Raw genomic sequence first — 23,213 nt, 5'->3', positions numbered from 1 at the left:
GTCGCCGCGAGGCCCGATGGCAGAGCCTCGCAGGCGCGGTGTCGTGCCTGGGAAAATCGCTGTCGGTAAAAGGACACAACGACGCCGCCCCGACCACAGAATCGTGGCCGGGGCGGCGAAAGTGACGTCAGCAGGGCAGTTGAATGGCTGTGTTCGGGGCGCGGGTCGCCCGATTCTTACCTCGCCGGGCCGTCGATCAGCCGGCTTTCAGCTGCCAAGGTGATGGCCTGACTCAGGCATCTTCAGACTGGTCGGCGTCATGCATCGGGCCGCGCTTCATGTCGCCGCCCTTCATGTCACCCTTCATGCCACCATGATGCTTGCCAGCGTGATGGCGCATGCCATTGGCCATGAAGGCTTCCAGCGCATCGAGCTGCTCGGCGGACAGCACATCGGCGAGTTTCTCGCGGCCTTCCTCACGCAGCTCCAGGCGCTGCTCCTTCATTTCCTTGCGCATTTCCTGGCGAGCGGCGACACGCTCCTGCTTGGTGTCGGCGTCCTGCATGGCATCGCGCATGTCGTCGTGCATCTCTTTCATGCTGTCATGCATCTCGTTACGCATTTCCTTGCGGACTTCCTTGAGCGCCTGCATCTGGTCATCGCTCAGGTTCCAGCTGGCCAGCAGCGCCTTCATGCCTTCCTGCTGCTGACGGTCGGCCATCTTCGGGCCGCGCTTGTCACGCTGGTGCATCAGGTCCAGCACCTTGATCTGATCGTCATCCAGCACCTTGGCCAGACGATCGTGCTGGGTCTTGCGCAGTTCCTCGAAGGCAGCCTTGCGCGCTTCACGCGAGTCAAAGTCGGTCTTCTTGAGTGACTCCATGTCGTCACGCATGGATTTGAAGGAGTCCTTGAGCGCGCTGCGCTGGTCGTCATCCAGGTCCCAGCTGTCGAACAGGGCGCCCATCAGCTGCATGCGTTGCTTGCCGTTGTCGGCCATGTGCTTGCCGCCACGCTCGCCGGCCATGTGCTTGCCGCCGCGTTCTCCATCACGCTCGTCGGCATGCTTGCCTTCGCCGTGACGTTTGCCGTCATGCTTGCCCATGTGCTTGCCGTGCATCGGCTTGCCGGCAGCCCAGTAGGCTTCGAGCACCTTGACCTGATTCTCGTCGAGAATCTCTGCCAGGGCGGCCTTGTGTTCTTCACGCTGTGCCTGGATGGCGTCGCGGCGCGCTTCGCGGGAGTCGAACTTCTGCTCCTTGAGCTGCTTGCGGCTTTCCATCTGCTGTTGCTTGAGTGCGTCGAGCTGTTGCTGCTGTTCATCGCTGAGATGCCAGCTGGCGAGAATCTTGTCGAGGCCTTCCTTGCGGTCGGCGCCGTCATGGTGCTTGTCGTTGCTTGAGGCCATGGCGGTCATCGGCAGTGCCAGGGCGGTCAGCAGACCGGAAACGATGAGCTTGCGAGAAATGCGATTCATGGCGTACTCCGAGTGTCTAGATAAAGGGCCGGAATCAAGCGATAAGAGCATTATCAGCAGTGAATGTGCCGGCATTGTGCAGCGTTTCATGGGGTTGCGTGCAACGCGCCTGGGCGGAACATGCAACGGCTTGCTGTGTCTTTTCTGCAGCGTGATCTTGTGGCCTGAATCCTGTAGGGACTGAGTCCTTGATCAAGGTGATGACGCCAGGTTTCAACCCGGGGCGCTCAGGCGCGGTTGCCATCAGCCGCCGTGGTGGCGCTTCTTCGCCGCCTTGGCGTTCGCCTGGGCATTCGCCGGATAGTGGCGGTCGAACTGCTGGTGGAAGCGCTGGGTCTGATGGCGATTCAGGACGCGATCGACATCGGCCAGGTAGGCCTTGCGCGCCTTGGCAAGCGCCTTGGCGTCGTGATGGCTCTCTGCGGCCTGACGTTGCTGGCGATAGTGGCGATATTGCTTGTCGAGGGTGGCACGCTGGCTGACGTTCAGGCTGATGCCATCCAGCAGCACGTTCAGCGAGACATCGGCGGCGCTGGCACTGGTCACGCTCAGCGGTGATGCCATCAGCATGACGCTCAGTACGCCGGCACCGATCAGGCGAGTGCGGGAAAGAGCACGACTGGCAGGACTGTGGGACATGACGAATACCTCACTTGTGGCGTAGACCCGCGCTTGAGCAGCAGTAAATGGCTCTCGCTTAGGCAGTGATGACAGTATCCGTCGCAGTTGGACAGCAAGTTCGCACCGTGGGTGCAACAAAAACGCAACCGCCGTCTGTGGTCACAGACGGCGGTTGTCATGTTTCTGAAAGGTTTCGACGCCTGAGCAAGGCGAGATATCAGTCCAGCACGTCAGGCTCGAACTTGTAGCCGACGCCATAGATGGAGCGAATCACGTCGCGCTCCGGCCAGACATTGGCGATCTTGCGGCGCAGCTTCTTGACGTGGGAATCCACCGTGCGCTCGGAGACGATGCGGTGGTCGCGGTACATGTGGTCCATCAGCTGGTCGCGGGAGAAGATGCGCCCCGGCGACTGCATCATCACCTTGAGCAGCTGGAACTCGACCGCGGTCAGGCCCAGGTCACTGCCATCGGCCAGTGCCTGCCAACCTTCCTCATTGAGCACCAGCTGGCCCTTGTCGGAGGTCTGCGAGAGGGTCTGATCCAGCGCCTGGCTGCGACGCAGCACGGCCTTGATGCGCGCCACCACCTCACGCGGGCTGAAGGGTTTGCAGATGTAGTCATCGGCGCCCAGCTCCAGCCCCAGCAGGCGGTCCACTTCCTCGACCCGCGCGGTCAGCATCACGATGGGCAACAGGTTGTCCTCGGCCCGCAGCTGGCGGCACAGGGTCAGGCCGTCGGTGCCCGGCAGCATTAGATCCAGCAATACCAGGGCGGGTGTCTCGTCATTGACCGCCGCGATGACGGCATTGCCGTCGTCGACATGCCGGGTGCGATACCCGCTGCCGTCCAGATAATCGCACAGCAGGCTGGCGATCTTGGGCTCGTCTTCCACCACCAGAATCAGCGGTTTCTGGGTCTCGGCCCGGGCGTCAGAGGTGTCGGCGTGAACGTCGCTCATGGTCAAGAGTCCTTGCAGATGAAAATGACTGTTTCAAGTAGACAACAGCGGCAGGCGAATGTCCCATCGCAGTCCGCCCAGCGATGACTGGCCCGGCACCAGCTGGCCATCATGCGCACTGACCAGCGCGCTGGCGATCGACAGGCCCAGCCCTGAACCCCCGCTGGAGCGATTGCGCGAGTTCTCGACCCGGTACAGGCGCTCGGTGAGGTGGGCAAGCTCGGCCTCTGGCACGCCGGGGCTCGAGTCTTCCCAACGCACGACCGCCCAGCCTGGGTGGCCGGCGCCATCCCCGGGTGCGGCGGCCTCGCGCAGCAGGCTGACCCTCAACTTGCCGGGCGAGTCGGTGTAGGCGCGGGTGTTGCTGGCCAGGTTGCTCCATAGCTGATGCAGGCGCTGCATGTCGCCCTGCACGCGCAGTGGCAGCTGGATGTCGGTCTCCAGCTGGATGCCGCTGTCTTCCAACCAGCCGCGCAGGTCGTCCAGGCTATCGCTGAGCTGGGCATCCAGCTCCAGTGGCTCGCGCCAGGCTTCCAGGGTGCCGGCATCACTCTGGGCCAGCAGGCGCAGATCCGACACCAGGCGGTTGAGGGCATCCACTTCCTGCTCCAGCGAGCCGAGGCTGTCCTGGCTCATCGGGCGGATGCCGTCCTGCATGGCCTCGATCTCGCCCTTGAGCACCGCCAGCGGCGTGCGCAGCTCATGGGAGATATCACTCACCCAGCGCTGGCGCGAATCGCGGTTGGTCTCCAGCGTCTGTGCCAGCGCATTGAAGTCGCCGGCCAGCCGCGACAGCTCATCCCGCCCGCGCACCGGCAGGCGGGTGGCATAGTCGCCGCTCGACAGACGGCTGGCGCCACTGGCGAGGTCACGCACCCGATGGCCCAGCCACCAGGCGATCCCGGCCGCTGCCAGCAGCGAGGCGAAGGTGGAGGACAGGATGATGGTCGCCAGATTGCGCGATTGACGCTCCAGATACTGGTCCTTGCCGCGGCGCAGGAATTCACTCACCGGCAGGTAGCCCAGCTCGCCGATCTTCTCGCCGTCCAGTATCAGGTCCTTGAACCGCATGCCGGGGATGGGGCGCGGCGGCCCATTGAGGCGCTGGCCGCGGGTATCGCGCAGCATGTAGTCTTGGGGGCGATTCATGTTGGCGCCCGGCGGCATCTCGAACCTGTCCGGCGGCGCCTGGGAATGCACGATGCGCCCCCAGTTGCGCCGGCTCTTCATCCAGTCCCAGTTGCCTTCCGCGGCGTAGGCGCTGACCAGATCGGACGAGATCAGCTCGATGCGCTCCTGCTGGGTCTGCTCCAGATACTCCGCGAACCCTCTGTCCATGCTGTGGGAGATGAACATGTAGATGCTGCCGCCGATCACGACATTGGTCAGCAGCAGGATCACGAACAGCCGCACGGACAGCCGTGAGCGCCAGGCGGTGACGGCGGGCATCATGATGGCTGCTCCTCATGACGCGGGGTGCGGGGCGGCAGCCCCAGCAGGCGGCGCAGATTGTGCTGCAGATCTTCCAGCAACAGGTAGAGCGAGGGCACCAGGATCAGCAGGATCACCGTCGCGAACAGGATGCCGAAGCCGATGGAGACCGCCATCGGGATCATGAAGCGTGCCTGACGCGAGGTCTCGAAGATCATCGGCGCCAGGCCGAAGAAGGTGGTCAGCGTCGTCAGCAGGATGGGACGCAGACGCCGCGTGGCCGCCATGATGATCGCCTCACGCGCGGTGGCACCGGCCAGACGCTGGCGGTTGGCGTAGTCGATCAGCACCAGGGCGTCGTTGATGACGATGCCCGACAGCGCCAGCATGCCCATCAGACTGATCACCGACAGGCCATAGCCCATCAGCTGATGGCCGATGACCGCGCCGATCAGGCCGAAGGGGATCGCCGTCATCACCAGCAGCGGCTGCAGGTAGCTTCTGAACGGCAACGCCAGCAGCAGATAGAGTGCCGCCAGCGTCAGCAGCAACGACACCTGCAGTGACCCCAGGTTGTCGGCGGTTTCTTCCTGACGCCCGCCATAGCCGATGCTCAGGCTCGGATACTGGCTCTTCAGCTGGGGATAGACATCGCTTTCCAGACTGGTGATCACCTGGCTGACCGCGTCGGACGGGGTGACGTTGGCGGTGACCTCGATCACGCGGCGGCCGTCGATGCGCAGGATGCTGGACGCGGCGCGTCCCTGCTCGATATCGGCCACCAGCCCCAGAGGCACGCTGACGCCGTTGCCGGTCTGCACGCCGAAGTTCTCCAGCTGGGCGAGGCTTGCGCGCTGGTCTTCGGGCAGCAGCACCTTGACCTCGACCTCGTTGCGGCCCTGCTGTTGCTTGAGGGCGGTCGCGCCGGACAGCGGCCCACGCAGCTGGTTGGCCAGGGTGGCGCCATCCAGCCCCAGCGAGCGACCGTAGGCATTGAGCTGCAGATAGAGCTCGCGCTTGCCGTCATCCAGGCCGCTGTCGATGTCCGACAGCGAGCTGTAATCCTCAAGCGACGTCGCCAGCGACTCGGCGGCAGCCATCAGCGCACCGCTGTCAGACGAGGAGAGGCGGATGGTGAGGCCCGCGCCGCGGCCCGGTCCGCCGATGTCGGATTCGAACAGCAGCGACTCGGTATTGGCGATGGTGCCGGCTTCCTCACGCCAGGCCGTGATCAGCTGCGAGGGCGACCAGTTGTCCTCCACCGTGGTGTCCAGGTTGGCGATGATGCTCAGCGAGTTGCCTTCGATCTCGGCGCTGGTGGAGTAGATCGCGGGGGCGTCGTCGCGCTCGCGGACCCGCTCCAGCGCGTCCAGCAGCAGGGTGCGCACTTCGCGGTCCTGGCTGATCGGGCTGCCCACCGGCAGGTTGGCGGTGACACCGGCACGGTTGGACTCGACACGCGGCATCAGCGAGAAGCCGAGGCGGCCGCTGGCCATCCAGGCCATTGCCAGCACCAGCAGCGCCAGGCCGCAGATGGCGGTCAGGCCACGATAGTTCAGGCACCCTTCGAGGAAGGGCTGGAAGCGGCGACGCGTAAAGCGCTCGAGCCCGTGCTGGACGCCATGGCGCACGCGGTCCAGCGGTGCCAGCCAGCGGATCGGCTTCTCGCTGGTATGGCCCAGGTGCGCGGGCAGGATGAAGATCGCCTCGATCCAGCTCAGCGCGAAGATGCTGATCACCACCAGCGGGATGATGCCGAATACCAGCCCGAGGAAGCCGGGCAGGAACAGCAGCGGAATGAAGGCCACGATGTTGGACAGGATCGAGAATGCCAGCGGCACCGCGATCTCGCGCGCGCCGAGAATGGCGGCTTCGCGCATGCTGGCGCCGCGCTCGCGGTGCGAGTGGATGTTCTCGCCGACGATGATGGCGTCATCGACCACGATGCCCAGCGCGATGATGAAGGCGAACATCGAGATCATGTTGATGGACACGCCGACCAGCGGCAGGAACAGCATCGCGCCGAGGAAGGCGGTGGGGATGCCCAGCGTGACCCAGAAGGCGAGACGCGCCTCGAGGAACAGCCCCAGCAGCACCAGTACCAGCACCAGCCCCATCCAGGCATTCTTGAGCAGCAGTTCCAGGCGGTCCTGATAGACCAGCGAATCATCGTCCTCGACGCTCAGCGTCAGTCCGCGCGGCAGGCTGGCGGTCAATTGCGGCAGCATCGCCATGGTCGCGGCGGACAGCTCGTTGGGCGTCTGGGAGCCGACCTGGTAGATGTCGAGACCAATCGCCGGTTCGCCGTCGTAGAGCACTTCCTTGTCGCTGTCAGCGAAGCCGTCGGTGACGGTGGCGATATCGCCCAGGCGCACGACATTGCCTTCCTGGCTGGAGATCACCGGCAGTTGCGCGAACTCGGCGGCGCCGTCGCGCCGCGCCTCATAGCGCACCAGGTATTCGCCCTGCTGGGTGTCGAGGCTGCCCCCGGCCAGGTTGAGCGCCTGATTGCCGATCAGGCCGGCGATATCCTGATGCGAGAGGCCATAGCGACGCAGCGCGCCTTCTTCCAGCGCGACATGCACCTCGCGGTCACGGATGCCGGTCAGCTCCACCTTGGTGATGTCGTCGCTGTCCAGCAGGCTCAGGCGCAGACGCTCGGCGACATTGCGCAGGGTCTGGTCATCGGTCTGGCCATGCAGCTTGAGCTCCATCACGCTGCGCGAGCGGCCCGCCAGCGAGTAGACGGGCGGGTCTGATTCATCGGGCAGGGTGGTGATGCTGTCGATGGCCTGCTGGATGTCCTGATAGGCGCGCATGGTCTCGACGCCGTCCTGCAGCTCGATGGACAGCGAGCCGAGGCCTTCCTCGGCGGTGGCGGTGATCTCCTCGATGCCCTCCACGTCCTGTACCGCGGACTCCATCGCCTGCAACAGGCTCTCGGAGACCTCATCCGGCGTGGCACCGGAATAGCTGACGCTGACGTTGATGATCTCGAGCTCGAAGGAGGGGAAGACCTCCTTCTTGATCTGACTGGACATCAGCAGGCCGCCGAGAATCAGACACAGCATCAGCAGGTTGGCGGCGACGCCGTGATCGTGCATCCAGCGGATGGGGCCCTTGAGGCGCGACTGTGCCGTCATGAGTCACTTCCGGTGGTCGTGGCGTTCTTGTCGGCAGCGGCGGTGTTTTGATCGGCAACCGTGGCGCTCTTGTCGACAGTCGCCGTGTCCTTCTCAACTGTCGCGGCGCTCGTGTCGCCAGCCATCGTCTTGTCGTCAGCCGCTTTGGCATCGTTCGCTTGGGCGGTCGGCGTCGGCGCATCGCCACGCGCGCGCAGTGCCATGCCGGCTTCGACGCTGCTCAGGGAGCTGGTGATGACGCGCTCGCCGTCCACCAGGCCGTCGGCGACCAGCAGGGTGTCATTGCCGAGATGGCGCACGCCTACCGAGCGCTTCTCGAGATGACCGTCCTCCGTCAGCACCCAGACCTGCTGGCCGCTGCGCAGCGCACTGATCGGCAATTCGATCAGAGAGGCGGTGCGCTGGGGTGTCAGGGTCGCCTCGACCACATCGCCGATGCGCAGTGCCGGGGTGCTGGCGCGCGCCTCCTCGGAGACATTGAGCGCCAGCGGGTCTTCCACCGCCACCATCACCTGAGTCAGCAGGCCGTTGTCTTCCAGCGACGGCAGCACGCTCCACACTTCGCCACGGCGATGCTGGCCATCCGGCCAGGCCTTGCTCGAGAGCAGTACCGGCGTGCCCTGGCCATCACGGGCGTGGGTCGAGAGCCATTCCATGTCGGCCTGCGGCAGATTGAGGCGCACCCAGAAGCGGTCGGTGGCCACCAGCGTCAACAGGTCGGTGAAGGCGTTGAGATCACTGCCTTCGCCGACCAGACGCTCGCTGATCAGGCCGTCGTAGGGGGCGCGAATTTCGGTGCGTGCCAGATTGAGCTTGGCCTGATCGCGGCTGGCGCGGGCGCTTTCCACGGCGGCCTGGGCCGACTTGAGCTGAGGTTCGCGCAGGACCAGTGCTTTCTGGGCCGCCGGCAGGTTGCGACCGAAGGTCTTGTATTCCGAGGCGGCGCGGATCTGCTCGCCCTTTTCAGAGGCGAGGCTGGCTTCTGCCGTGGCAAGATCCGCCTCGGCCTGACGCAGTGCCAGCTGATAATCCAGTTGATCGAGACTGGCCAGCAGCTGATTCTCGCGAACCTCGCGGCCGGCCTCGATGCCTTCGGGGAAGGGCGCCAGCTGACCGCTGACGCGCGTGGAGACCGTGGTCTGACGATCGGCGATCACGCGGCCGAAGCCCTCAAGCGTCGGGGCGTTGGCGGCATGGTTGACCGTGACCACCTCGACCGTGGGCGCAGGCGCCTCGCTGGGGGCACGCTTCGGCGCACCGGGGCGGTGATTCATCCACCAGGCGGCCAGCGCGATCGCCAGCGCGAGAATGATCAGCGCCAGCAGGCGCATCCAGATCAGGCGCCGCGAGGAGGGTGCGGGGCGGCCGGCAGGGGCGGGCGACGCGGAAGACGACGCTGGCGTCTCAGGGCTATGGTCCATGCGGACTCCGAACGAAAAGTGACTGGCCTGATGCGCAGCCGTCTTCTGGCCAGTCGCTTTGGCGTCGGTCAGAGCGGGCGGTGGATCATGGCCATGAAAGGCAGACGAATGGGTGGATGATCGCATGATGCCATTCAGGCGCAATGCCAAAATGGGAAATAGCGTGCAACAGACGCAATCTGCCATTGCATGATTGGCGCCCCACAAAAAAAGCTGCCACACGAAGTGGCAGCTTTTCACGAGTGCGCCTGGCGGGCGGCGCCTGCTGACGGGATGAACCCTCCTGTCAGCCGGGCTGAACCGCGCGGGCAGGCCAGATTTCAGTAGTTGAAATAGTTGAAATAGTTGAACTGGATGAACGGGATAAACTAGATGAACAGGCCGATCAGCAGCGCCATGCAGACGCCGATCACGCCGATCAGGGTCTCCATCACCGTCCAGCTCTTCAGTGTTTCCTTCTCGGTGAGGCCGAAGTAGCGGCTGACCAGCCAGAAGCCGGAGTCATTGACGTGACTGAGCACGGTGGCGCCACTGGCGATGGCGATCACCACCAGCCCCAGTACCGGGCCGGACAGCGCCAGCGTATCGATCACCGGGGCCATCAGGCCGGCGGCGGTGATCATCGCCACGGTGGCCGAGCCCTGGATGACACGCACGGCGGTGGCGATCAGGAAGGCAAGCAGGATAGGCGGCAGGTTGCTGTCGGCCATCAGGTTGCCGAGCACGTCACCGACCCCGGAATCGATCAGCATCTGCTTGAAGACGCCGCCCGCGCCGGTGACCAGGATGATGATGCCGGCGGGTTCGAGTGCCTTGGTGGCGACTTCCATCACCTGTTCGCGCGTCATGCCACGGCGTGTGCCCAGCAGGGTGAAGGCCATCAGGGTGGCCAGACTCAGCGCCACGAACGGGTGGCCGAGGAAGCCCAGCCAGCCGACCAGCGGGCTGTCGTCACCGAACAGGAAGCCCGAGACGGTGTTGAGCACGATCAGCGCCAGCGGCAGCAGCACGATGGACAGGATCAGACCGAAGCCCGGGGCGCGCTGATTGACCTCTTCATCGCTCATCACGCTGCCGGTATTTTCCATGTAATCCGGGATCCTGGCGTCGATGCGCGCCGCGATGAAGCGGCCGAAGATCGGCCCCGCGACGATCATCGCCGGCAGACCGCACAGCGCGCCGAACAGGATGACGTAGCCGAGATCGGCACCGATCAGCTTGGCGACCGCGATCGGCCCCGGGGTCGGCGGGATGAAGGAATGCGTCACGGCCAGACCGGCGAGCAGCGGGATGCCGTAATAGAGCAGCGAGCGGCCGCTGCGGCGTGCCAGCGCATAGACCAGCGGCACCAGGATGATGAAGGCGACATCCAGGAACACCGGAATCGCGACCAGAAAGCCGGTCAGCGCCAGCGCCCATTGCGAGCGTGAGGTGCCGAAGCGCCCCAGCAGGGTGTTGGCCATGCGATCGACACCGCCGGACACTTCCAGCATCTTGCCGAACATCGCGCCGAGACCGACCACGGTAGCAACGAAGCCCAGGGTGTTGCCCATGCCGTTGGTGACGGAGTCGATGATGGCGTCGGGCTGCATGCCGGTGGCCAGTCCGACCCCCAGACTCACCACCAGCAGGGCAACGAAGGCATGCAGGCGCAGGCGCATGACGAGGTAAAGCAGCAGCAGAATGCCGCCGAGGGCGGCAAGGACGAGGGTGCTATCTGGGGACATGATGGCGAACTCTTGCGGCTGGCAACGGCGTGATCATCGGCCATTGCCCAAAGGCGTATTGTGTGAGGCGTCGTGGGTCGTGCAGGATGAAAGTTACCGGTAACATTAACGCTTACGCAATGATCCGAAAGGTGCATGAGGGACAAAAGTCTGTCGCGTCTGGCAGCTGACTGTCCGCCAACGGGCAGTCGCTCAGTGCGCGACTGCCGTCCCGAGGCGCCGGACAGGGGATTGATCGGCAACATCGGGTACGCTGGTGGGCCATCGTTTTCATTCAGGGGGAGAGGGTTTTCATGCAGCAGCAGGCAGAAGGAGCATCAGCGGTCGCGTCGATGCCGACCAGGTCAGAGGCTCTGGCCGCGCACGGTGGCGTGCGTCTGGTGGTCATGGGGGTGTCGGGCTGTGGCAAGTCACACGTCGGGCAGCAGCTGGCGGCGTGCCTTGGCGCGCAGTTCATCGATGGCGACGATTATCACGGTGAGGCCAACGTGGCCAAGATGGCGCGCGGCATCCCGCTGGATGACGACGATCGCCACGGCTGGCTGGCCCGTCTGGCCGAGCTGATCGAGGCGGCGCGTCGCGACGGGCGCAGTCTGGTACTGGCCTGCTCGTCCTTGAAACGCCGCTATCGGGATCAACTGCGTGGCGGGGACCCCGCGCTGGGCTTCGTGTTCCTCGAAGGCACGCGCGAGCTGCTGCTGGAGCGCCTCGAGGCGCGAACCGATCATTTCTTCAAGGGCGCTGACATGCTCGACAACCAGCTGGCGACGCTCGAGGTGCCCGGCGACGATGAAGGGCGCATCCACACCCTCGACATCAGCGCCACACCGCAGGCGCTGGTCGAGAGTGTCTGTCAGCAGATCGTCGACGCGCCGGAGCGCTAGTCAGTCGCCGGACGTCTCACGGTGCCAGACTGCCGCCACGTATTACGTGGACAAAGTATCACGGTGCCAGACTACCGCCTGTCTGCAGGCTGAAGCCCAGATCTTCCCACAGGCCGTGGGGCGTGGCGTCGAGATCACCGCTCAAGCGCGCCAGCAGCAGGGCGGCGGCGCGCTCGCCGATCTCGCGGCGTGGCGTGACCACGCTGGCCAGCGGCGGCCAGGTGCCGCGGGTCATCTCCAGGCCGTTGAAGCCGGCCAGTGCCAGCTGGTCGGGCACCGACAGGCCGCGGCGCTGACACTCGAACAGCCCGCCGGCCGCCAGGTCGTCATTGCAGCAGAACACGGCCTGGGTCTCGGGCCAGCGGGTCAGCATCTCGTCGAGCAGCTCGCCGCCCATGCGCACGCTGGAGGGGGCATCGGTGGTCAACAGCGCCTGCTGCGACAGGCCGGCGGCCTCCATCGCCGCGCGCCAGCCACCCAGGCGCTGTTCGACGCGGCGGTCCATGCGCGCGCCGAGAAAGCCGATATGGCGATGCCCCAGGTCGATCATGGCCTCGGTCATCGCACGGCCAGCGGCGTGCTGGTCCAGTCCTACCGCCATGTCGAGCGGCGTCTCGCGCTTCTCCATGCACTCCACCACCGCACAGCCCGAGCGCGCGATCATCTCGCGGGTACGAGGGCTATGGCGACTGCCGCACAGAACCAGCCCATCGATGCCGAAGGAGAGCCAGGTCTCGATCAGGCGCTCCTCTTCCTGCATCGAATAGCCGGTATGGCCGATCAGCAGTTGATAGCCCGCGGCGGCCAGTGGGGCTTCCAGGCCACGATGCAGCTCCGAGAACACGGCGTTGGAGAGCGAAGGAATCAGCAGCGCGATCAGCCGCGAGTGACCGCTGGCGAGGCTGCCGGCCTGGCGGTTGGGCATGTAACCCAGCTCGCGGGCGCATTCGGTTACCCGCTCGCGCATCGCGGCGGACACCTTCTCGGGCTGATTGAGCGCGCGCGACACCGTGACCTTGGTGACGCCCAGTCGGGCGGCGATATCGGCCAGGGTGACGCGCTTGAGGCGGGAAGCTTTGTGTGGCTGAGAGGGCATGGACATTCAAGCGGCTGCGAAGGAGGACAAGAGTGTCCCTGTTAAGGCAGCCCGGGAGCAAGCCTTGCCCGGCGGATCAGACGTGACTCAGGGAGAGCAGGAACAGGATCATCGGCGGCGCTGCCAGTGACAGCAGGAAGCCCGAGACGACGGCGACCGGGACGCAGGCCACGCCGCCGGTCTGCTGGATCACCGGTAGCGTGAAGTCCATCGAGGTGGCCCCGCCGATGCCGATGGCCAGCGGCGTGTAGCGCTGGATGGTCAGGGGGATCAGCACGAAGGCCAGCAGCTCGCGCGCCAGATCATTGAAGAAGGCGGCGCCGCCGAGAATCGGCCCGAGCTGATCACCGATCAGGATCCCCGACAGGGAGTACCAGCCGAAGCCGGCCGAGATCGCCATGCCCTGATTCCACTCCAGCGCCAGCAAGGGGGCCGCCAGCAGGCCACCGAGCAGCGAACTGGCCATCACCGTCAGCGCGATGATCAGGCCGTGTCGATTGAGCAGGATCTGGCGCAGGCTCATGCCGGAGCTTCTGAGCTGGCAGCCGATCAACGCCAGCAGCACATAGAGCGCCCATTCGGCGAGGGTATCGGTATCAAGCTGGGTGCCGAAGGTCTTGAGCAGCACGCCGGCGCCGACGCCGAGCGCGACCACGGCGGCAAGAGTCAGCGAGCCGGACAGCGCCTGCCAGCGGGTCATCGGTGCGCCATCCACTGCCTGGGCGGGATTGGCGCGCAGCGGGCTGCGGCGCGACAGCCACCACAGCGCCAGCAGATTCAGCGGCGTGATGATGGCGAACAGCGTCAACGCCTGACCGCTCATGGCGGCCATGCCGACACTCAACTGCTCCAGCGCCGCCAGCCCCATGCCCATCAGGAACAGGATGAGATAGATGGAGGCATTGACCAGCCGATTGACCACCGCCAGGCGGCCAGGATCGGTAAGACGTACCAGATAGCCGAGTATCAGCGGCAGCAGAATGAAGATGAGACCCGACAGCATGACCCTTCCTTGGCGTTGCCACCCGGACAGCAGGGGCGGCGCAAGTGATTGATTGGCGGTGAATACCGCCGAAGGGCCTTACTATATCGGTTGGCGTGGAGTCTGGATAACCCCGCCATCACCATTGCGCGAGAGACTTGCTGATGGCGTATCAGCGGGGCTTATGATCAGCCGCGCTAGAGGCGGGAGCTTTCCTCACTGGCGGGCGCTGCTCAGCTGGTTCAGGGTCAGATGGGCCGAGCGCGGCGGCACCTCGCCGTTGCGGTTGCCGTCCTTGTCCATGACGTCTTCGTAGTCGAGGTAATCGAGGCCGACCATCAGGCCCGGCCAGCGCGGCGCCAGCCAGATACGGTAGTGCTTGTGCTCGCGATGCTTGCGCCACGCCTCGATACGCAGGGTGCGGAAGGTGCGCTGTGCCGCCTGGCGTGTTTCCTGGCCCTGGATCTCGTACATCAGGGTGCGCTGGCGGCCCTTGTGGTCGAGATAATCCAGTGAGCAGGGCGTCGCGGCCAGACAGGCCTGCTCGCTCCATTGGCTGTCGACCTGCTGGCTCAGCAGTACCAGCAGGCTCTGACGGTCAAGCAGGCGGGTGTCGCCTGCCTCCGGTGCTTCCCGGTTGTAGTCCTTGCCGATGCCGGCCAGCCGATAGCCGGAGCGATAGCCCTCGGGCAGCAGGCGACCCTCCGCGAGCGTGAAGCGGCCCTGCTCATAGCCGCTGGCGACCTTGATGGAGGCCTCCATGCTGGCGATGTACAGCTCGCCACTCTGGCTGACGCGCTGGGTGATGGGCACGTCCGGCCAGCCATCCAGCACCAGGGTGTAGTGGGCGGTGAAGGGCACCGGCGCGATGCTGGCGACTGGCGCCAGGGGCGCGTCAGGGCTGACAGCGGCCTCATCGCTGGCCGCCTGGGCACTGCCTGCCAACAGCAGGAGCGTCCCCAGGCCTGCGCGGCACAGGCGCTGCCATGCCGAGGGCTGATCGGCGCGTGTGGCGGTGCAAGCGCCGCGCCGCGCGGGGGCTTGAGAGAAGTGAGACAAGGCGGAAGATGGCAGGGTCATGGTGACTCCCGAGACCGGCACTGGAGCCGTGGCCTGTGAATGGGGGTGTCGAGCGGTCAGGCAGCGACGGGGCAGGGCGACTGCACGTGATGATGTAATGATGTTGAGGCGATCCACAATCAAGCCAACGTCCGTCAGGCGGCCACGACGATATTTCAGCGCTTGCTCATGTGCAATGGATAGGTACTCTGTAACTGCCTTGTCCTTCCGCCGCGCGCGGCGCCTACCTAGACGTTGGGTCCAATCAGGAGATCATCATGGCCAGCATTGTCATCATTGCCGGGGATTTTGTAGAAGATTATGAGCTGATGGTGCCGTTCCAGGCGCTGCAGGCGATGGGGCATCGCGTGGATGTCGTCTGCCCGGACAAGACGGAAGGCGATATCGTCAAGACCGCCATCCATGACTTCGAGGGTGACCAGACCTACACCGAGAAGCCGGGCCACAACTTCGCGCTCAACGCCAGCTTCGCCGAGATCGCCGTCGAGAGTTACGACGCGCTGCTGATCCCCGGTGGTCGCGCCCCCGAGTATCTGCGTCTGGATGAGCGTGTGCTGGCGATGGTGCGTCACTTCGTCGAGGCCGACAAGCCCATCGCCGCCGTCTGTCATGGTCCGCAGCTGCTGGCCGCCGCCATGTCGCTGGAAGGCCATCGCGTCAGCGCCTATCCGGCCTGTGCGCCTGAGGTGAAGCTGGCGGGCGGTGAGTTCGTGTCGCTGGAAGTGACCGACGCCGTGACCTCCGGCAAGCTGGTGACCGCACCGGCCTGGCCGGCGCATCCGGAATGGCTGCGTCAGTTCCAGGCGCTGCTGGTGTGATGCACCCCCGCTAGCGTCGCCATCACATCGGATCTGCCTTACGACACCCTGCCACTCGGCGGGGTGTCGTCGTTTCAGGCAGGGGCGTAAAACAGGCGTCGTTTCAGTCGGCAAACGCTTCGATCCAGGCCCGCTGCGGGGCGAGTCGCGATTGCTGTGCGGCTCGCCATGCGGGGTCGCCCAGCGTGGTGGCATAACGCTCGGCGTGATCACAGGCCAGCAGCAACCAGCTGCCGGCCAGCGACTCACCGCGAGCGCGCCTGAGCGCCAGACTCTCGAGCAGCCCCGCGAAGGCGGTGCCGGTGGAGGGGCCGACCTCAAGCCCGGCATGCTCGGCCAGCCACAGCGCGGCCGCCTGACTGCGTGCATCCGCAATGCGTCGGTAGTCATCGAAATGCGCGGGGTCAAATGCCTCCAGCACGCAGGGCCGCCCGATGCCTTCGATGGGGTTGGTCGCCTGCGGGGCGGGCAGGGTGGTCGTGCGGGTGCCGTGGGCACGATGGTGCTGCCAGCAGGCGTGATAGACGGAGTGCTCGGGGTCCACGCCGATCACGCGGGCGCGATGGCTCTCGTGATGCGGATGGCTCCCCTGATGCAGATGGCGCTTGTGGCGCAGATGACGCGCGAAGCTGGCGGCGCTGCCGCCGGTGCCGGCGCCGAGAAACACCGCCTGCAGCTCAGGCAGCTCACGCGCGGCGATCTGTGCCAGGCACTCCCCGGGCAGGCTCGTATCGCTTGCCCCGTCGCTTGCCCAGTCGCCGGCCCCGTCGCTGCGCCAGTCGCCGGCAGTAGCGGCATGGCGGAATTGATTGATGAAGTGACCACCGCTGTCATCGGCAAGCGCCTGCGCATGCTGACAGAGCCGAGCGGAGTCCTCGATTTCCACCACGCGCCCGCCCTCGCTACGAATCGCTTGCTGCTTGTAAAAGGCGGTGCCCCTGGGCACCACGGCAATGAATTCCAGCCCCAGCCTGCGTGCCAGCCACGCTTCAGAGACCGCGGTGGAGCCTGAGGAGGCTTCGATCACCGGGCCGCCGGGCGTCAGCCAATCCTTTTGCAGGGCCTGTTCGAACAGCGACATCGCCAGGCGATGCTTGAGTGAGCCGCTGGCATGCGCCCGCTCGTCCTTGATCAGGATGCGCGCCTCGCCCAGCCCGCGCAGGCTGAGTTCCAGCAGCGGGGTTGCCGGGGTGGCGGCCTTCAAGGCCGCAAGCTTCATGAGGCTGCGTTGGCGCCATGACTCGCGCTGAGTCGTGGGCGGGGCGTGCTGTTCTGTGGTCGTGGCTGCGGGCGTGCTGGCGTCGGCGGCCGCAATGAAAGGCGCAGTCGAGGGCGAGGCAGTGGTCGGCATGGCGGCATTTCCGGTCGCAGGAAGGAGCTTTCATGGTACGACCAGCCGCCAAGCAAAACTTGCCAGTTGTCATGGTGTGAGCCATGTTTCATGGCAAGAATTCATTGCGAGGTGAGGGTAATGGAGAAAATAGTGCTCGATGCCACGGACCGCGCCCTGCTGCGGCTGCTGCAGCGCGATGCCAGCCTGTCGTTGGCGGCGCTGGCGGAAGCCGTGCATCTGACCACGTCTCCCTGCTGGAAGCGCCTCAAGCGCCTGGAAGAGTGTGGCGTGATCACCGCACGGGTGGCGTTGCTGAATGCCGAGCTGATCGGCATGGGGCTGACGGCCTTCGTGCAGCTCAAGACCCGCGATCACTCGCGGGCCTGGTTCGAGCGTTTCGTGGCCATCATCGAGGAGATCGAGGAAGTCACCGAGTTCTATCGCATGGCCGGTGACTACGACTATCTCCTCAAGGTGCAGGTCGAGGACATGAATGCCTACGACCGCGTCTACAAGCGGCTGGTCAATACCATCGACGAGCTGAGCGACGTGTCGGCCCGCTTCGCGATGGAGCGCATCAAGACGACCACCGCGCTGCCGCTGTGATGGCTGTCAGGCGGTGACGTCTGATCGCCGGTTGAGCCCCGCGCGTCAGCGCGCTCAATAACCGTGCTCGCGGCTGATGCCGGTCAGCACCTCACCCCGCTGAATGCGACGAATGTTGTCGGCCAGCTGATCGGCGGCCTCGGCCACCGGGGTCGGCGCGGCGGCATGCGGCGTGATGATCACGCGCGGCTGCTGCCACAGCGGGCTGTCCTCGGCCAGTGGCTCGTGCTGGAAGACATCGAGCAGGGCGCCCCTGAGCTTGCCTTCCTCGAGCGCCGCGACCAGATCCTCCTCGACCACGCTGCTGCCACGCCCCGGATTGATCAGCACGGCGTCGTCGGGCAGGGCCTGGAAGACCTCGGCGTTCAACACGTCTCTCGTCGCCGGGGTATTGGGCAACAGGTTGATCACCGCCTTGAGGCCGAGCGACTCGTCACCCAGCACTTGCTTGAGCGAGCGGCCGCCTGCGCCGGTCTCATGGTGGCAGGTCACGCCCTGCAACGTGTGGGCGCTGCGGCTGAAGCCATGTACCGGATAGCCGTCTGCCGCCAGTGATTCGGCGATCTGGCTGCCGATGGCGCCGAGCCCGAGTACCGCCACCGGGTACTGATGGGGGCGCACCACGCGGTGCGGGGCCCACTGGGTGTCCGCCTGCTGTCTGGCGTAGCGGTCGAAGTCACGCCGAAAATGCAGCAGGCCGTAGCGCACGTAATCCAGCATGTGGCTGGCCATGCCGGCATCGCTCAGCTTGAGCACCGGCACATCGTCAGGCAGTGCCGGGTTGGCGAGCAGGCTGTCGACGCCCGCGCCCAGATTGAGGATCGCCTTGACGTCATGATCACGGTGGCGCTCGAACAGCGCCGCAGGCGGCGTCCACACCACCAGCACATCGCCCAGCATCTCGCCGTCATCGGCAACGATTTCCAGCGGCGCTTGTTTTGATGACGGTTCCGACGATGGTTCCGACGATTCGCCTTGCCGCGACCCCTTGGCGCCGGCGGCATCGCACAAGCGCTGACGCAGAGCATCGCACCAACGTTCGGCGCGTTCATGATGTACCAGTATTCGCATGCTGTTCTCCTCTTCAGGGGCGCTGGGTGGCGGGTCGGGATTGCTGCACTGTCCCGGCCTGTTCGTAGGCTCTGTTCGTAGGCTCTGTTCGTAGGCTCTGTTCGTAGGCTCTATTCAAAGGGCCTGGAGTTGTCGCCTCACCATGCGCCATTGCCTTGCGCCATTGTCTTGCGGGCATGGCCTGCTCGCGGGCGGCAATGGCGCAGGCCTTGCAAGGGCTCAAGCGAAGGGCGACAGTGCCAGAGTCGTCCTTTGACCCGTTGTTGGCAGAGTGACAGACTCGAATCCAGAGGGGAATTCGGATGTACGCATGTACGCCGACCCTGCCGACCCGCAGGGCGCATCGTTCGCTCGCGGCGCAGGCAGGCATTGTCAGCCCGGAGCGGCTGACAGGTCGGTCACCCGCCGCCTGGCCCTGCGTATGGCCACTGGCTCCGCCCCAACGTGCTGCTTGCCTCAAGGCCTGATCGAAAAGGAGCGCTGCATGAGTCAATTCCCGCCCCATACTGGTGCGCCCCAGCCAGCCTTCGCTGGCCTAGCCACCTTGCCCAGCAGTGAGGCACCGGCCACCGAGAGTGACTGGACGCCACGCGCGCTGTCCGCTGGCCGTCAGGCCTTCACCATCGGCGAGTATCGCGCGCGCATCCAGCGGGTGCGTGAGGCCATGGCGCGCGCCGGTATCGATGTGATGGTGATTTCCGACCCCTCCAACATGGCGTGGCTGACCGGCTACGACGGCTGGTCCTTCTATGTGCACCAATGCGTGCTGCTGGGGCTTTCCGGCGAGCCGGTCTGGTATGGGCGCCGTCAGGACGGCAATGGCGCACTGCGTACCTGCTGGATGGGTGAGGACAACATCCTGTGGTATCCGGATTACTACGTGCAGAATCCGGACATGCATCCGATGGAGTTTCTCGCCCAGTCCATCCTGCCGCAGCGTGGCTGGCACGATGGGGTCGTCGGGGTCGAGCTCGACAACTATTACTATTCGGCGCGGGCGCACCTGTCGCTGGTCAAGGAGCTGCCCCACGCACGGCTGGTGGATGCCAACTCGCTGGTCAACTGGTGTCGGGCGATCAAGTCCGAGCAGGAAATCGCCTACATGCGCGTGGCCGGGCGCATCGTCGAGCGCATGCATTCACGCATTCTGGAGATGATCGAGCCGGGCCTGCCCAAGAGTGCGCTGGTCGCGGAGATCTACCGGGTCGGCGTCGAGGGCGTGATCGGCCCCGAGGGCGAGATTCTCGGTGGCGACTATCCGGCCATCGTGCCGCTGCTGCCCACCGGCAGTGATGCCGCCGCGCCGCACCTGACCTGGGATGACACGCCATTTCGTCAGGGCGAGGGCACCTTCTTCGAGCTGGCCGGCTGCTACAAGCGCTATCACGCGCCGCTGTCGCGTACCGTGTTTCTCGGCCGCCCGCCGCGCGATTTCGTGCGTGGTGAGTCCGCCCTGCTGGAAGGCATCGAGAGTGGTCTGGCCATCGCCAAACCCGGCAATCGCTGCTGTGACATCGCGCTGGCGCTGGGCGCGGCGATGGACAAGTACGGCTTCGACCGTGGCGGCGCACGCTGCGGCTATCCCATCGGCATCAGCTATCCGCCGGACTGGGGCGAGCGCACCATGAGTCTGCGCCCCAGTGACGAGACCGTGCTGGAACCGGGCATGACCTTCCACTTCATGCCCGGCATGTGGATGGACGACTGGGGGCTCGAGATCACCGAGTCGATCCTGATCACGGAAAACGGTGCCGAGCCGCTGTGTGATGTGCCGCGCCAGCTGTTCGTCAAATAGCCTGCCGACAAGTGTCAGCAGCCCGCCATAACAAGGAGTGGTGTCATGCGAGAGTCCCCCGTCAGTCTGACCATCGATCTGTTCGCCGATGGCGTTCAGCACGGTTTCTTCAAGCTGCCGATCTCGACTGACGAGTCGGCGTGGGGCGCGGTGATGACCCCGATCAGCGTGATCGCCAATGGTGAGGGACCGACGGTATTGCTGACCGGCGGCAATCATGGCGACGAGTACGAAGGCATCACCGCGCTCTACAAGCTGGCGGCGCGTCTGACTGCCGAGGACGTCAAGGGCCGTGTCATCATCGTGCCGACCATGAATGCGCTGGCGGCCAAGGCCGGGCGGCGTTGTTCGCCTCTCGATGGCGGCAACCTCAATCGCAGCTTCCCCGGCAGCCCCACCGGCGGCCCGACCGAGCAGATCGCCGACTACTTCACCAGGGTACTGGTGCCGCAGTGCGACTATGCGCTGGACCTGCATTCCGGCGGCCGCACCCTGGATATCCTGCCGTTCGCGGCCGCGCACCGTCTCGACTATCTCGAGGAATCGCTGGGCGTCGAGCAGTGTCGTCTGCAGGAAGCCGAGAGCCTGGCCGGGGCGCTGGCCTTCGGGGCGCCCTCGGCGATGATGATGTTCGAGCTGGACGCCGAGGCACTCTACGACACCGCGGTGGAGCGCCAGGGCAAGGTCTTCGTTACCACGGAGCTGGGCGGCGGCGGTTCCACCACGCCGGAGCGTCAGGCGATCGCCGACCGTGGCGTCGACAACTTCCTCGCCTTCAGTGGTGTGCTGCGCGAGCGCAGTCGCGCGGATCTGGAGCAGGACATCGAGCGCCAGCGTGGCAGTCAGGCGGACGCGCCGCTGCTGATCGACATGCCGGATGCCAGCTGTTACGTGCAGAGTGAGCATGAAGGGCTTCTGGAGCTGTGCGTGGCACTCGGCGAGCCGGTCACGGCGGGGCAGTGCGTGGCGCGGGTCTATCCGCTGGGGCGCGCTGGTCAGGCGGCGGTGGAATATCGCGCCGCCCGTGATGGCTTGCTGGTGGCGCGGCGCTTCCCGGCTCAGGTGAGTCTGGGCGACACCCTGGCGGTGATCGCGGAAGTCGTGGACGACCTGGCGCGAGAGGCCTCATGAGCGCGAGTCCCTCCCGCTCGCAGCCAGCGCCGAAGCTGGATGCCTTCGATCTCAAGATTCTGGCGATACTCGAGCGCGATGGCCGCATCACCAAGTCGCGGCTGGCCGAGGAGATCAACCTGTCGGTCAGCCCGTGCTGGGAGCGCGTCAAGCGCCTCGAGCAGGCAGGCATCATCGAGGGCTATGCCGCCATCATCAATCATCAGCGCCTGAGTGATCAGCAGGGTGGCGCTGCTCCGGGGGCTGCCCCGCGCACGCCGGTGTGGGTCGAGATCCACCTCAAGCATCATGATGCCGGCAGCTTCCAGCGCTTCGAGCGTGCCATGCGAGAGGCGGATGAGGTGATCGAGTGCGTCGCCGTCGGCGGCGGGGTGGACTATCTGTTGCGGCTGGAGACCGCCAGCATCGATGCCTATCAGCGTCTGGTCGATCACTGGCTGGTGTCAGAGCTGGGCATCGATCGCTATTTCACCTACATCGTCACCAAGCAGGTAAAATAGGCGCGCCGGGCGCGGACTTGTCGTCATCTTGCCGTCCCGCTTTTCAGGCTCACTTTCTTGACTCACTTTCCTGGCTCATTTTCCTTGATCGCAAAGGGGATCGCACGATGGATAGACTCACTGCCATGCAGGTGTTTCGCGCCGTGGTAGAGGAGAGCAGTTTTGCGGGCGGTGCTCGTCAGCTGGGGCTATCCAACGGCATGGTCAGCAAGCAGATCTCGCGCCTGGAAGCCGAGCTGGGCGTTCGCCTGCTGATGCGCACCACACGCAGTCTGCAGCTGACCGCCGAGGGCGAGCATTACCTGGCGGGGGCCTGTCGTGTGCTCAATGACCTTCAGGCGCTGGAAGACAGTCTGGGCGAGCGTCAGGGCGAGGTTCGGGGGCGCTTGAAGATGTCGGCGCCGATGGATTTCAGCATCCAGTGTCTGATGCCGGCTCTGGCGCATTTTCGCCAGACCTACCCCTATGTCGAGCTCGACCTGCGCCTGGAGGATCGCCATGTCGATCTCATGGCCGAGGATTATGATCTGGTGATTCGCGCCGGTGCGCTGTCTGATTCCAGTCTGATCGCGCGCCGGCTGGCGGGTACCCAGGTCGGAGTCTATGCCAGCCCGGGTTACCTGGCCGAGAATGGCACGCCCGAGGTGCCGGAAGACCTCGCCCATCACCGCTGCCTGAATTACACCCAGCAGCGCGAAGGGCCGGTGTGGAGCTTCATGGTCGACGGGCGGCCACGCAAGATCCGCCTCTCGCCGACCTTCAGCTGCGACAGCGGGCGCGGGCTGGTCGAGGCCGCTGCCCAGGGCATCGGCATTACCTGCAAGCCGGATTTCCTGGTGGCCAATGACGTCGCCACTGGCCGCCTGGTGCCGCTGCTTGTCGACTACTGGTGCGCGCCGGTGGATATCCATCTGGTCTATGCCGAGCGCGATATGCAGCCGGCACGCCTGCGGGCATTGATCGAGGTGCTGTGTGAGCACTTCGCCCGGATTGGCCATACGATGATGCCCGACGTGCTCGCCACGTCATCGACAGCCGTTCGCGACACCGCGGCCGTGAATGATGCTGGGCAGCGCGATCCGTCACCGCTCGAGGCTGTGAAGCCGGGTCTGCGGCCGTGATAGACTCCGCGCCCTTGTCCCGTCTGTTCGAGTCGCCCGTCTCCATGATGATTGTCGCCAGCGGTATCTGCCGAT

At 65.3% G+C, this 23,213-nt stretch carries 19 protein-coding genes; 7 read left to right on the top strand and 12 right to left on the bottom strand.

Annotated elements, in window-relative coordinates; genetic code table 11:
- Window positions 1-232: 232 nt before the first annotated feature.
- The 7 genes from H2O77_RS14525 to H2O77_RS14495 form a co-directional block, all read right to left on the bottom strand.
- A complete protein-coding gene (locus tag H2O77_RS14525) occupies window positions 233-1,417 on the bottom strand; it encodes a Spy/CpxP family protein refolding chaperone (protein ID WP_215823401.1) in 1,185 nt (394 codons plus the stop codon).
- Window positions 1,418-1,660: 243 nt separating this feature from the next.
- On the bottom strand, window positions 1,661-2,056 hold the full coding sequence (locus tag H2O77_RS14520; protein WP_215823400.1) for a hypothetical protein: 396 nt from the start codon (window positions 2,054-2,056) through the stop codon (window positions 1,661-1,663).
- A gap of 199 nt (window positions 2,057-2,255) precedes the next feature.
- Window positions 2,256-2,999 carry a response regulator gene (locus tag H2O77_RS14515; RefSeq protein WP_215823399.1) on the bottom strand — a complete coding sequence of 248 codons (744 nt, stop codon included), beginning with the start codon at window positions 2,997-2,999 and terminating at the stop codon, window positions 2,256-2,258.
- A 33-nt stretch (window positions 3,000-3,032) separates the two neighbouring features.
- Complete coding sequence (locus tag H2O77_RS14510; protein ID WP_215823398.1) at window positions 3,033-4,451, bottom strand: ATP-binding protein; 1,419 nt, start codon at window positions 4,449-4,451, stop codon at window positions 3,033-3,035.
- On the bottom strand, window positions 4,448-7,573 hold the full coding sequence (locus tag H2O77_RS14505; protein ID WP_225347219.1) for an efflux RND transporter permease subunit: 3,126 nt from the start codon (window positions 7,571-7,573) through the stop codon (window positions 4,448-4,450). The genes H2O77_RS14510 and H2O77_RS14505 overlap by 4 nt, the downstream gene beginning before the upstream one ends.
- The gene (locus H2O77_RS14500; RefSeq protein WP_215823397.1) at window positions 7,570-8,994 is read right to left on the bottom strand and encodes an efflux RND transporter periplasmic adaptor subunit; all 1,425 of its coding nucleotides are present in this window, start codon (window positions 8,992-8,994) and stop codon (window positions 7,570-7,572) included. The genes H2O77_RS14505 and H2O77_RS14500 overlap by 4 nt, the downstream gene beginning before the upstream one ends.
- A 368-nt stretch (window positions 8,995-9,362) precedes the next feature.
- On the bottom strand, window positions 9,363-10,721 hold the full coding sequence (locus H2O77_RS14495; RefSeq protein WP_043334321.1) for a gluconate:H+ symporter: 1,359 nt from the start codon (window positions 10,719-10,721) through the stop codon (window positions 9,363-9,365).
- A 332-nt stretch (window positions 10,722-11,053) separates the two neighbouring features.
- On the opposite strand from H2O77_RS14495, the gene H2O77_RS14490 reads away from it, so the two are divergent.
- The gene (locus tag H2O77_RS14490) at window positions 11,054-11,605 is read left to right on the top strand and encodes a gluconokinase (protein ID WP_240548626.1); all 552 of its coding nucleotides are present in this window, start codon (window positions 11,054-11,056) and stop codon (window positions 11,603-11,605) included.
- A 58-nt stretch (window positions 11,606-11,663) separates the two neighbouring features.
- Here H2O77_RS14490 and H2O77_RS14485 read toward each other — a convergent pair whose 3' ends face one another.
- The 3 genes from H2O77_RS14485 to H2O77_RS14475 form a co-directional block, all read right to left on the bottom strand.
- Window positions 11,664-12,701, bottom strand: coding sequence for a LacI family DNA-binding transcriptional regulator (locus H2O77_RS14485; protein ID WP_215823396.1), 1,038 nt, complete (start codon window positions 12,699-12,701; stop codon window positions 11,664-11,666).
- Between the two features lie 76 nt (window positions 12,702-12,777).
- Window positions 12,778-13,704, bottom strand: coding sequence for a lysine exporter LysO family protein (locus tag H2O77_RS14480; protein WP_153636470.1), 927 nt, complete (start codon window positions 13,702-13,704; stop codon window positions 12,778-12,780).
- Between the two features lie 195 nt (window positions 13,705-13,899).
- Window positions 13,900-14,763 carry a hypothetical protein gene (locus H2O77_RS14475; protein ID WP_215823395.1) on the bottom strand — a complete coding sequence of 288 codons (864 nt, stop codon included), beginning with the start codon at window positions 14,761-14,763 and terminating at the stop codon, window positions 13,900-13,902.
- A gap of 257 nt (window positions 14,764-15,020) precedes the next feature.
- Here H2O77_RS14475 and H2O77_RS14470 point away from each other — a divergent pair, with 257 nt between their 5' ends.
- Window positions 15,021-15,581 carry a DJ-1/PfpI family protein gene (locus H2O77_RS14470; RefSeq protein WP_043334317.1) on the top strand — a complete coding sequence of 187 codons (561 nt, stop codon included), beginning with the start codon at window positions 15,021-15,023 and terminating at the stop codon, window positions 15,579-15,581.
- Between the two features lie 103 nt (window positions 15,582-15,684).
- Here H2O77_RS14470 and H2O77_RS14465 read toward each other — a convergent pair whose 3' ends face one another.
- On the bottom strand, window positions 15,685-16,932 hold the full coding sequence (locus H2O77_RS14465; protein WP_215823394.1) for a pyridoxal-phosphate dependent enzyme: 1,248 nt from the start codon (window positions 16,930-16,932) through the stop codon (window positions 15,685-15,687).
- Between the two features lie 132 nt (window positions 16,933-17,064).
- On the opposite strand from H2O77_RS14465, the gene H2O77_RS14460 reads away from it, so the two are divergent.
- A complete protein-coding gene (locus H2O77_RS14460; protein WP_215823393.1) occupies window positions 17,065-17,520 on the top strand; it encodes an Lrp/AsnC family transcriptional regulator in 456 nt (151 codons plus the stop codon).
- A 54-nt stretch (window positions 17,521-17,574) separates the two neighbouring features.
- On the opposite strand, the gene H2O77_RS14455 is transcribed toward H2O77_RS14460, so the two are convergent.
- Complete coding sequence (locus tag H2O77_RS14455; RefSeq protein ID WP_215823392.1) at window positions 17,575-18,591, bottom strand: glyoxylate/hydroxypyruvate reductase A; 1,017 nt, start codon at window positions 18,589-18,591, stop codon at window positions 17,575-17,577.
- 484 nt (window positions 18,592-19,075) lie between these two features.
- On the opposite strand from H2O77_RS14455, the gene doeA reads away from it, so the two are divergent.
- The 4 genes from doeA (at window position 19,076) to H2O77_RS14435 (ending at window position 23,138) form a co-directional block, all read left to right on the top strand.
- Window positions 19,076-20,386, top strand: coding sequence for an ectoine hydrolase DoeA (doeA, locus tag H2O77_RS14450; protein WP_084589510.1), 1,311 nt, complete (start codon window positions 19,076-19,078; stop codon window positions 20,384-20,386).
- Window positions 20,387-20,431: 45 nt separating this feature from the next.
- Window positions 20,432-21,517 (top strand): N(2)-acetyl-L-2,4-diaminobutanoate deacetylase DoeB, encoded by a 1,086-nt coding sequence (gene doeB, locus H2O77_RS14445; protein ID WP_215823391.1) that lies wholly within the window; start codon window positions 20,432-20,434, stop codon window positions 21,515-21,517.
- Window positions 21,514-22,017 carry an Lrp/AsnC family transcriptional regulator gene (locus tag H2O77_RS14440; protein ID WP_215823390.1) on the top strand — a complete coding sequence of 168 codons (504 nt, stop codon included), beginning with the start codon at window positions 21,514-21,516 and terminating at the stop codon, window positions 22,015-22,017. Before doeB ends, H2O77_RS14440 begins: the two co-directional genes overlap by 4 nt.
- Window positions 22,018-22,124: 107 nt before the next feature.
- Window positions 22,125-23,138, top strand: coding sequence for a LysR family transcriptional regulator (locus H2O77_RS14435; RefSeq protein WP_215823389.1), 1,014 nt, complete (start codon window positions 22,125-22,127; stop codon window positions 23,136-23,138).
- The last annotated feature ends 75 nt before the right edge of the window (window positions 23,139-23,213 follow it).

The sequence above is a fragment of the Cobetia sp. 4B genome (genome assembly GCF_018831605.1).
Lineage (GTDB): Bacteria > Pseudomonadota > Gammaproteobacteria > Pseudomonadales > Halomonadaceae > Cobetia > Cobetia amphilecti.
Note: the sequence above shows the minus strand (reverse complement) of the source record. Positions and strands in the feature narration are given on the sequence as shown.

Excerpts from the sequence above, each read along its gene's own strand:
- H2O77_RS14525 (WP_215823401.1), bottom strand. The coding sequence starts at position 1,417 with ATGAATCGCATTTCTCGCAAGCTCATCGTTTCCGGTCTGCTGACCGCC.
- H2O77_RS14520 (WP_215823400.1), bottom strand. The coding sequence starts at position 2,056 with ATGTCCCACAGTCCTGCCAGTCGTGCTCTTTCCCGCACTCGCCTGATC.
- H2O77_RS14515 (WP_215823399.1), bottom strand. The coding sequence starts at position 2,999 with ATGAGCGACGTTCACGCCGACACCTCTGACGCCCGGGCCGAGACCCAG.
- H2O77_RS14510 (WP_215823398.1), bottom strand. The coding sequence starts at position 4,451 with ATGATGCCCGCCGTCACCGCCTGGCGCTCACGGCTGTCCGTGCGGCTG.
- H2O77_RS14505 (WP_225347219.1), bottom strand. The coding sequence starts at position 7,573 with ATGACGGCACAGTCGCGCCTCAAGGGCCCCATCCGCTGGATGCACGAT.
- H2O77_RS14500 (WP_215823397.1), bottom strand. The coding sequence starts at position 8,994 with ATGGACCATAGCCCTGAGACGCCAGCGTCGTCTTCCGCGTCGCCCGCC.
- H2O77_RS14495 (WP_043334321.1), bottom strand. The coding sequence starts at position 10,721 with ATGTCCCCAGATAGCACCCTCGTCCTTGCCGCCCTCGGCGGCATTCTG.
- H2O77_RS14490 (WP_240548626.1), top strand. The coding sequence starts at position 11,054 with ATGCCGACCAGGTCAGAGGCTCTGGCCGCGCACGGTGGCGTGCGTCTG.
- H2O77_RS14485 (WP_215823396.1), bottom strand. The coding sequence starts at position 12,701 with ATGCCCTCTCAGCCACACAAAGCTTCCCGCCTCAAGCGCGTCACCCTG.
- H2O77_RS14480 (WP_153636470.1), bottom strand. The coding sequence starts at position 13,704 with ATGCTGTCGGGTCTCATCTTCATTCTGCTGCCGCTGATACTCGGCTAT.
- H2O77_RS14475 (WP_215823395.1), bottom strand. The coding sequence starts at position 14,763 with ATGACCCTGCCATCTTCCGCCTTGTCTCACTTCTCTCAAGCCCCCGCG.
- H2O77_RS14470 (WP_043334317.1), top strand. The coding sequence starts at position 15,021 with ATGGCCAGCATTGTCATCATTGCCGGGGATTTTGTAGAAGATTATGAG.
- H2O77_RS14465 (WP_215823394.1), bottom strand. The coding sequence starts at position 16,932 with ATGCCGACCACTGCCTCGCCCTCGACTGCGCCTTTCATTGCGGCCGCC.
- H2O77_RS14455 (WP_215823392.1), bottom strand. The coding sequence starts at position 18,591 with ATGCGAATACTGGTACATCATGAACGCGCCGAACGTTGGTGCGATGCT.
- doeA (WP_084589510.1), top strand. The coding sequence starts at position 19,076 with ATGAGTCAATTCCCGCCCCATACTGGTGCGCCCCAGCCAGCCTTCGCT.
- doeB (WP_215823391.1), top strand. The coding sequence starts at position 20,432 with ATGCGAGAGTCCCCCGTCAGTCTGACCATCGATCTGTTCGCCGATGGC.
- H2O77_RS14440 (WP_215823390.1), top strand. The coding sequence starts at position 21,514 with ATGAGCGCGAGTCCCTCCCGCTCGCAGCCAGCGCCGAAGCTGGATGCC.
- H2O77_RS14435 (WP_215823389.1), top strand. The coding sequence starts at position 22,125 with ATGGATAGACTCACTGCCATGCAGGTGTTTCGCGCCGTGGTAGAGGAG.